The sequence below is a fragment of the Geitlerinema sp. CS-897 genome (assembly GCF_028368005.1).
In the GTDB taxonomy this organism is placed as follows: domain Bacteria; phylum Cyanobacteriota; class Cyanobacteriia; order Cyanobacteriales; family Geitlerinemataceae; genus Baaleninema; species Baaleninema simplex.
In genome coordinates this window covers 1-8,829 of record NZ_JAQNCQ010000346.1, presented here as the reverse complement: position 1 = coordinate 8,829, position 8,829 = coordinate 1, and the positions used below count along the sequence as shown (strand labels likewise).

The window sequence follows — 8,829 nt, the reverse complement described above, 5'->3', positions numbered from 1 at the left end:
TGTGATTTTTGATACATTTTTTCTTGCCGGATGCACAGGAATTTCCAATTTTACCTCTTTTTCGGGTTCTCGAAGCCATGTCAAGACTCCTCTAAGCCTTACGTCGTAAGCTTTTCACTTCTTTTCAGCAAGCCCTAAATATCTTGTGGTTTGAAGGGCTTGACGAGATAGCCGTAGGGTTCGGTATATTTGGCTCGTTCGATGGTATCGTCGTCAGCGTAGGCGGTAATGTAAACTACGGGAATTTGCGTTTTTTCTCGAATGCGAGCAGCGGCTTCGATACCGTCGATGGTTCCTCGGAGGTGAACGTCCATCAAGACGAGATCGGGGGGATTGTCTTCGATTTGCTTTAAGGCTTTTTCTCCCGAACCGACTCGAGCTGTAACGATATATCCTCGCTTTTCGAGGTGGCGAGCGATGTTGGCCGCTGCGATAGTTTCGTCTTCGACAATGAGAATTTTAACGTCTGACATACCCATTTTAAAAAGCGTGACGCAGAGAACTTTGAAATCGCAAACCGTAGATCGTTCGATCTGTTCGATCTCCTCAAAACTGTTAGGTTGTGGGCAGTATCGGAAACGTCAACCGAAAGACTGTACCGTTCTCTCGATCGACTTCTACGATCGCCTCGAGTTGTTCTGCCAGTAAGTTGACGAGCCTGAGTCCGAGAGATTCGGTATTTTTCCAATCTAAAGTTTCGGGTAAGCCGATGCCGTTGTCTCCTATTTCGAGATATATTTTTTGTTGAGAAAGTTCTTTAACGCGAATTGAAATTTGTCCAGAAGAACGGTTTGGAAACGCATATTTAAATGCGTTAGTCACGAGTTCGTTCGCAATCAATCCACAAGGAATTGCGATTTCTAAGTTTAAACGAACTGGATCGACTTCAATTTCTGTTTCGATATTACCGCGATCGCTATCTTGAAAAAATACAAGATTTTCGACTAATCGATTTAAGTATTCTGTAAAATTAATGCAAGCTAAATCGTCAGATTGATAGAGCTGTTCGTGAATGAGTGCCATCGTTTGTATTCGGTTTTGACTGTCCGCAAATAGCGATCGCGTGCGTTCGTCTTGAAGAATGTCGGATTGTAATTCGAGAAGATTAGAAATCACGTATAAATTGTTTTTAACCCGATGGTGAATTTCTTTAAGTAACACTTCTTTTTCTGCTACTGAAGTTTTCAAGCGTTCTTCAGCTCGTTTGCGATCGCTAATATCTGCGACGACACCGATCGAATAATCCGGTTCGCCCGAGTCGTGACGCACTAACGACACGCTTAAGTATCCCCAGACAAAAGATCCATCTCGACGCAAATACCGTTTTTCAGTCGAAAAAGTCTTCATCTGTCCGGCGAGAACGGCGCGAATTCCCCGGCGCGATCGCACGCGATCGTCGGGATGCGTAATGTCATCGAAGGTTTTCTGCAACAGTTCCTCATGAGAATATCCGAGAATATCGCAAAACTTCTGATTGATGCGCGTAAACTGGCCGTCCGTTCGCGCCAGAACGATGCCCACCGCCGCCTGCTCGAACGTGGCGCGAAACCGACGCTCGCTGTTCTCTAGGGCTTCCACGAGCTGCGTGTGCGATAACGCCACGCTCAACTGATCCGCCACTTGCAACATCAACTCGAGTTCGTCGTCGCTCCACTGTCGCGGACCGTCGCACTGATGCGCGATAATAAATCCCCACAGCGCTTCGCTTTGCAAAACGGGAACGAGTAATTTCGCTCGCACTTGCCAGTCCTGCAAAAACGTCGACAAACACGGAGTCGAGGTTTCGTAAGCCGCCTGCACGTCCGCCACCGCTCGCACCGTTCCCCGTCCGTAAAGCTGCTGGTATTCAAGGGGAAAGACTTCTTCAGAGAAGTTCCAGTTGAGGACGCGTCGATATCCCGGCGTCACCGCTTCGGCGATGGTACCTCCGGTACCGTTGGGCAAGACACGATAGACGAGGACGCGATCGCACCCTAAAATTTGTTGCAATTCCGCCACGGTTGTCTGTAAAATTTCCTCGAGTTTCAGGGACTGGCGAATTTTAAAGGCGATTTGTGCGAACAAGTGAGACTTGAGATTTTGACGCTCGAGAACCGCCATTGCTCGCTGGCGATCGCGAATTTCCCGTTGCAGGCGATCGTTAGCCCGACGCAGTTCGTCAGTTCGTTCGCTCACGCGCCGTTCTAAGTCGAGTTTGGCTTGTCGCAGTTCGGCTTCGATGCGTTCTCGCTGGGTCAGTTCGGTACAGAGTTTTCCGTAAAGTTGCGACTGTTGAATCGCTAAAGATAATTGAACCGCCAGTTCTTCGAGCAGGTCGAGCTGGCTAGGCTGCCAAGCACGAGGAGCGCTACACTGGTGGGCGATCAGCAGTCCCCAAAGTTGCGTTTCGTAGTTGTTGTCGGCTCGCAACAAAATCGGAACCACGAGATTGGCTTTGACTTCAAAGCGATCGAGCAGTTGGCGGTGACAGTCGCTCACCCCCGCCTGGCCGACATTGGCGATCGCCCGTCGGTGTCCGAGACGGTACAGCATTCCCGCCCCCATTTGAAAGCAGGTATCCTCAATGTGATAGTCCAGGGCGCTCGTCCACTGCGGAAGAACCGATTCGGCGACGATGGTTCCGCTCATATCCTCCTCGAAACGATAAACGAGGGCGCGATCGCACTCGAGCAGTTGTCGAACCTCAGTGACGACCGTTTTCAGCGTTGCGTCGAGATCGAGAGACTGACGGATGCTGCGTGCGACTCGGTTGAGAAAATGCTCGAACTCCGCCCGTTGTTTCAGCCGTTCGGCCACTCGTTTTCGCTCGGTGATGTCTTCGGCGAGTCCGGCGATGCGGTAAATGCGACCGTTGCTGTCGCGCACGGGGAAGTTTCGCGATCGAATCCAGCGCAGTTCTCCGTCAGGACGGACGATGCGATATTCACCGTCGAAGTGAAGGCGAGTCTGAAAGTCTTGCAGAGCCAGATCGAGCGCTTGGCGTTCGTCGGGATGAACGAAATCTATCCAGCGTAGGGGGTTTTCTTCGAGATGTCGGGGATCGAACCCCCACACCGCCTCGAAGGTGGGACTGACGTAGACGCACTGACGGAAATCGGCACTGAAAATATAGAAGACTTCGCGAATGTTTTCCGTCAGTTGGCGAAATTTGGCCTCTTCCGCTCGCAACGCACGTTCGGCGGTTTGGCGTTCGAGTTCGGAACTAGCCCGAGCGGCGAAGACGTTGAGAATATCTTCGACGAAATGAGGCGTTTCGATGGGGCGGCTTCCAATGGCGGCGACGAGTCCGAGGACGTTTCCGGCGCGATCGAGTAAAGGCGCTCCCGCAAAGGCTTCGGCCTGCGATCGCTCGAGCCAACTCGCGTCGGGAAACTGCTGTCGCACCCGCTCTCGAACCAGACAAACCCGACCGGCGATCGCCGCTCGAAGCGGGGTGGCGTCGAGGAAGTATTCCTCGTTTTCGATGGAGCGGCCGCCGTCGCACTGGGCGAGGGTGCGAACGCACGTTCCGTCGTCGCTCAGTTGCGCCACAAACGCCCGTTCGACCTGAAGGGCGCGGGCGAGATAGGTGACGAGAGATTGGAAAAAGGCGTTACCGTGGCGACAGGACATCCCCGTCACGAGATTTCGCAGGGCGTCTTCCATCTGCTGGCGTTCGGTGATGTCGATTCCCGTGGCGATAACGTAAGTCACCTCGCCGCGATCGTCGGTGAGGATACTGTTCGACCATTCGATAACGCGTTGGGTTCCGTCTTTGGCCACCCAAGCGTTGACGTGATGGTTGCGCGATCGCCCGCCCCGCAGTTGTGCGAACATTCCGCGCACGGTTTCGATTTGTTCGGGCGGTAAAAACAGCTCCCAAGGACGGCGTCCCCGCACCTCCTCGAAGCGATATCCCGTAAGGCGTTCGCAGGTTTGGTTGAAGCGTACGATGCGACCCTCGCGATCGAGGACGAGGACGAAGGCTCCGGCGGTATCGAGGACGGCGGCGATAAAGTTGCGTTCCTGTTGCAGTTGGTGGGTGCGATCGTCGATTTGACGTTCGAGATCGCGATTGCGCGTTTCGAGGAGCGTGACTTTTTCGGCTTCGAGCCGACAAACCCGATCGTATAGCGTCCCGACGGCGGTGTAGAGTTCGCCGGGATCGAGGGATTTGAGAACGGTGGTTTGGGTGATGAGTCCGGCGAGTTTTCCTTGAAGGTCGAGGACGACGACACGGCGGATGTGATGGTGTTGCATCTGTTGGTGAACGGACCACAGACTGCTTGGGGGGGTGGTGGCGTGTAGCGGAGAACTCATCACCGTTGCGGCGGTGGTGTGGGTGAGGTCGAGTTGCAAGACCTGAAACTGTACGATGTCCCGCTCGGTAACGATTCCGAGGGGTTCGACGCATCCCGGCGATGTTAGAGATGTCTCGTTTGGGAGGCCGTCGGCGACGAGAACGCAACTGACTTGATGTCGGGCCATGCGTTTCGCGAGTTCGAGAATTGAGGCGTGAGGGGGCGCGACGACGATGTCGGTTTGCATGACGTCGCGAACGGTTTGCAGGCGCAGTAAGGCGACGGGATGCAGGAGTTCGCGCAACTGACCTCGTTCGATAACGCCGAGCAGTCGTCGGCGATCGTCGAGAACGGGAAGATGGCGAATGTTGTGCTGTTGGAATTTAGCGAGAACGGCGAAAATGTCGGTGAGTTCGCGTTGGGGAATGCCAACGAGCGGCGAACTCATGACCTCGCCAACGCTCAGGGTATCGAGAGCGCGACCTTCGGCGGCCAGGCGGACGGTATCGCGTTCGGTGAGGATTCCTTCGAGGCGATCGGGCGTTCCGACGAGAACGTAGCTGCTGGGGTTGAGGAGGGTACAGGTGCGATCGCCGATGGAGCATTGCCAGTTCGCCTCGTCAGAGGGATCGTTCGACTCGTTGTCGGGGCGTCGGTGGCTCATGAGAACCATAGCTTCGAGCAGGGGAAAGTCCGCCGGGACGCAAGGGGGAGATCGATCGATGACGCGATCGAGGTCGAAGATCGGCACGGCGATCGGCAGTGAAGTCATGGTGATGGCTGGCAGGTTTGAAATGGTTGTTGTTATTTTGACAAGTTTTGCCAGCAGGGTTCGCCGATCGCTTTGGGAATTTAGGAATTCACGAGGGCGTCGAGGGTGCGTTGCAAACCCATGACGACTCGAGCCAGGCGATCGAAATCGACTTTATCGGGGGTGTCTTCTGCGGTGTGGTAGTAGGGATAGCGAAACGGGGCGGTATCGGTCACCATGACCGCCGGATAGTTGTATTGCCAAAACGCCCAGTGATCGGACCATCCCGCTCCCGCAACGCTACCGGGAAGAATCGCACCCTCGCAGGGAAATTGGGTGCGATCGCGAAATTCTCCCACCACCTGACGCACTAAAAAGGCCGAGTCTAAATTGCCCACGACGCTAAGAAAATTTCCGGTGATGGGATAGATGTTTTCGAGCAATCCCATAGGATAGTTTTGGCTTCCCGGTGCGTCGTCGTAGTAGCCGATGGTTTCTAAGCAGAGCATGGCGACGATGTTTTCGTTGCTTTGGCGACATCGTTTGGCATAGACGACGCTTCCCATTTCTTCGGTTTGGAAAAAGGGCGGTTCTTCGTTGGCAAATGCGACAAACCGAAGGGTGCGTTTGGGGCTGACGCGGGCGAACGCACGGGCTAAGGCTAAGATGGCAGCGACGCCACTGCCGTTATCGTTCGCACCGGGAGAGACGACGACGGAATCGTAGTGGGCGCCGACGATGACGATCGATTCGGGGGTTTCGGTGCCGAGACGTTCGACTTCTAGGTTGCGGAAGGTTTGGCCTTCGATGTCGTAGGCTTGCGATCGCACTTCGTATTCAGCTTTGGCAAATTCGTCTTCGATGAAGTCGGCCACCGCGAGCAGGTTGTCGTAAGCGATGTAATTGTGTTCGCCGTTGGCACTGATGCGCTCGATATCGGCGTTGAGGCGATCGCGCAGGGCGATTTCCTCGGGAGTTAAGGGCGGGAGCGGCCCGCTATAGCTGGTTCCGGGCATTAACACGAGCGATCGTCCTCCTGTTCTCGACAGTCTAAGTTTTAAGCTTTTACCTCCCTAAAACTAACCGATCGGCTCGTACACGATCGAAAATATTTCAAGATATTTAAGAATTGCGATCGCCCTCAAAAGTTTGAGTTAAAGTATTCTAGAATTTAGAAATTTTCCAGGCGCGGAATTTTATAAAACTTCAAGGTGCTTCGAGCGGTAACTGGATGCGATCGCACTTAATCTTAAATAAATTATTGAAAAACTTATTCGCTATTTTGTATTGTAGATATTCAAGATCGACCAATCAACAATCGGTAACTATTCAGGGGGTATCTCGAAAATTCTCCAGACATGACTTTGAGTGAAATCAGCATGGAAAACAGCCTGCAATTGATTTTCTGATTGATTTCTACGCTGCTGTTTCCGGCTAAGGCGAGGATCGAACTGCTTTTTGGGGTCTGTACTGACATTCTCCTCGCTGGAGAAGAATGCCTGAAACCTATACGTGTCAAGCGTTTAGAGGAATTTGTGCGAGATGTTGACCCCCCTGAACAGTTACCATTTTTGAAATGCTCCCGATCGCACCTCTACAAAAACAGCCGTTCGAGTAATTTCTTGACGGTTTCAACCTCCACCCAAAAATCTTCAGTTAAAGAGTCAGGATAAAGCAACTGTCGCAGCGGATCGCAGCGAAAAGATTTCCCCACAATATAGTAATGGTCGAATTGTAAATATCGACAGATCGACCAGTAATAATAGCGAAGATAATTCGGCGAAAAAAGTTCGACGGCCACCGTACCAGCTTGGCAGAAAAGCAAGTTCGTCAACCCCGCACCGTGAGGCGCGATAACCGCTTTGGCATTGGCAAACAAACGCACTTGTTCGACGATCGAATAATGTTCGAGAGCGACGGGAACGAAACCGTAAGCCGCCAAACACTCAATAATCTCCGCTTCGTTAACGATCTTACGATATTTCGCCTGTTGTCGGCTGATATAAATGCGTTCGGGTAACTCGTTGTCTGGCTGAGACGGTTGCGTTGAAAACAGCGGCGGTGGAGTGGTTTCCGCTAGAGGAAGAAAGGTCGATCGCAGAAAGTCGATCGATTGCGGAGTCGCCCAACCGATATGACTGGGAAAAGACGGCACCACCAAGCGAGTCGCTTGTAAGTGAGGATGTCGATCGCTCTCGATAACTTTCTGCAAGGGAACCCCTAAAAGTTCCAGGGTTTGCTGTTGAAAAGGTTTGTCGATGCTGTTGACGTAAAACCAATCGATCTCGCCTTCGGGAAAGCCGCTGCGTCGCAAAATGTCGAGACGGGGCAGAATATCCACCATCCAATGAAAGTAAACGTTTGCCGAGAGTCCGCACAATACAGCAACCGTTCCGTTGACCGTTTCGAGAGCAGGTAAAGTATGTTTTGTAAAAATGCGATGTTGGCTGCGGTTGGTGGTGGCGTTGTCGCAACCGGGGAGTTCGCCGGGATATTCTCGGGAAATGTCCGCCAGAAGGTCGTTGTCGGGTGACATGACGGCGATCGCTTCGCAGACTTTCCACCAACTGCTTTGAGGCATCGCCCAAATTCGCCCCTGGGGAATGTCGGCGGTGAAGGTATCGAGAGCGATGTCGGGAAGGGTGGTTTCGGCGGAACAGTGATAGAGGTTTTGACTGAGTCCGATAGGGGCGTAAGTTTGGTGAATCCGCCTCAGACAGCGTTTGCAGTTGATGCCGTCGCACTTGCTGAGATCGTTGTGGGGCGGACGTTCGCGATCGCCTCGAACAGTTTCGGAAACATCCCCCCATAGCCCCCCTTGGTAAGGGGGGTTGAGGGGATGCGCTTGGTAAGAGGGGTTGGGGGGATGGGGATATCGCGATGTCAGCCAAGCTTTGACGGTGGGATAGAGTCCTTCAGGGATAGGAAACTGGCGGTACTTTGTGGCGCGATCGATCTGTTCTTGTCGCCGTTTCATCCGCGTCTGTGCTGCCCCTAAACCTCGCTCTGCGTCGGTGTTTTCCGGGTCGATGCGAAGGGCGATGTCGTAATAGGCTTCGGCTTCGGGAAAGGAATCGTAAGCCAGGCGAGTATCCCCCCAGGCTTGGTAAAGACGGGCGATCGATCTCGCGGTTCGATCGCAAGGGCTTTGATGGAGAAGATCGCGAAGAACCTGACGGCGGGTTTTCCAAGCGATTTCGTAGGGATCGTTGCTGTGGGGAATTTCTCTTTCGAGGAGGTTTTGCAACCATTGGCGATCGCGCGGGGGCGACTTGTCGATCGCTTGTTGTAGTGCAGCAATAGCGTTTTCGAGTCGTTCGTGAAGCGTCTCCACAGGAGAGTCGAGTCGCAGCCACATCCAACTGCAATAGCCGTAGAAATTGAGGTTATCCGGGTCGAGTTCGCTGGCTTTTTGGAAACAGGCGAGGGCGGCGGCGGGTTGTTTTTGGCGATCGAAGGCTTTTCCGAGGTTTTCGTGGGCGAGGGCGAAGTTGGGATCGAGTTGTATTGCTTTCAGGTAACTGGCGATGGCGAGATCGAATTGTTCGAGTGCGTAGTAGGTTCGGCCGAGATTGTTGTGAACTCCGGCGCGATCGCCAAATTGGTTTAATGCCTCGCGGAAGCAGTTTAAGGCGTCGTGGGGTCGGTTTTGTTCGAGGTAATTAGTCACCGCAACAGGTGAGGCTTAATGAAAAAAGCCTCAAACCTGGCCACGAGAAACCGGAGTAACCTTATCTTGGGTTCGTCGAGAGGGGTGGAGAACAACCCGAGGACGATAACAACTCCAAGAGTTGGTCG

General features: G+C 53.2%; 4 protein-coding genes. All 4 read right to left on the bottom strand.

What is annotated here, in order from left to right:
- Positions 1–134 precede the first annotated feature (134 nt).
- On the bottom strand, positions 135–473 hold the full coding sequence (locus POG22_RS21935) for a response regulator (protein WP_498907119.1): 339 nt from the start codon (positions 471–473) through the stop codon (positions 135–137).
- A gap of 82 nt (positions 474–555) precedes the next feature.
- Complete coding sequence (locus tag POG22_RS21930; RefSeq protein WP_498907118.1) at positions 556–5,052, bottom strand: PAS domain S-box protein; 4,497 nt, start codon at positions 5,050–5,052, stop codon at positions 556–558.
- An 80-nt stretch (positions 5,053–5,132) separates the two neighbouring features.
- Positions 5,133–6,047 carry a M28 family peptidase gene (locus tag POG22_RS21925; RefSeq protein ID WP_498907120.1) on the bottom strand — a complete coding sequence of 305 codons (915 nt, stop codon included), beginning with the start codon at positions 6,045–6,047 and terminating at the stop codon, positions 5,133–5,135.
- A 578-nt stretch (positions 6,048–6,625) separates the two neighbouring features.
- Entirely contained in the window at positions 6,626–8,701 is a 2,076-nt protein-coding gene (locus tag POG22_RS21920) for a glycosyltransferase 61 family protein (RefSeq protein WP_498907117.1), read from the bottom strand.
- Positions 8,702–8,829: the final 128 nt, after the last annotated feature.

Excerpts from the sequence above, each read along its gene's own strand:
- POG22_RS21935 (WP_498907119.1), bottom strand. The coding sequence starts at position 473 with ATGTCAGACGTTAAAATTCTCATTGTCGAAGACGAAACTATCGCAGCG.
- POG22_RS21930 (WP_498907118.1), bottom strand. The coding sequence starts at position 5,052 with ATGACTTCACTGCCGATCGCCGTGCCGATCTTCGACCTCGATCGCGTC.
- POG22_RS21925 (WP_498907120.1), bottom strand. The coding sequence starts at position 6,047 with ATGCCCGGAACCAGCTATAGCGGGCCGCTCCCGCCCTTAACTCCCGAG.